Raw genomic sequence first — 281 nt, 5'->3', positions numbered from 1 at the left:
CACACTACCATCGGCGCTACGGCGTTTCACTTCTGAGTTCGGCATGGGGTCAGGTGGGACCACCGCGCTACAGCCGCCAGACAAATTCTTTTCTAAGTGCCGAACTTTAACCGAAAAACTGGTGCTGATACCCAGAGTCGAACTGGGGACCTCACCCTTACCAAGGGTGCGCTCTACCAACTGAGCCATATCAGCACACTAAATTTGATGCCTGGCAGTTCCCTACTCTCGCATGGGGAGACCCCACACTACCATCGGCGCTACGGCGTTTCACTTCTGAG

The 281-nt window shown here is 54.8% G+C and carries 1 tRNA gene and 1 rRNA gene; both read right to left on the bottom strand.

Going from position 1 to position 281, the window contains the following annotated elements:
* Nucleotides 1-81: ribosomal RNA gene (gene rrf, locus OGV74_RS00720) — 5S ribosomal RNA — on the bottom strand; the annotation flags it as partial.
* A gap of 38 nt (nt 82-119) precedes the next feature.
* Nucleotides 120-195, bottom strand: a tRNA-Thr gene (locus tag OGV74_RS00715).
* Nucleotides 196-281: the final 86 nt, after the last annotated feature.

It is taken from the genome of Citrobacter sp. Cf116, assembly GCF_030336505.1.
GTDB classification, from domain to species: domain Bacteria; phylum Pseudomonadota; class Gammaproteobacteria; order Enterobacterales; family Enterobacteriaceae; genus Citrobacter; species Citrobacter freundii.
Note: the sequence above shows the minus strand (reverse complement) of the source record. Positions and strands in the feature narration are given on the sequence as shown.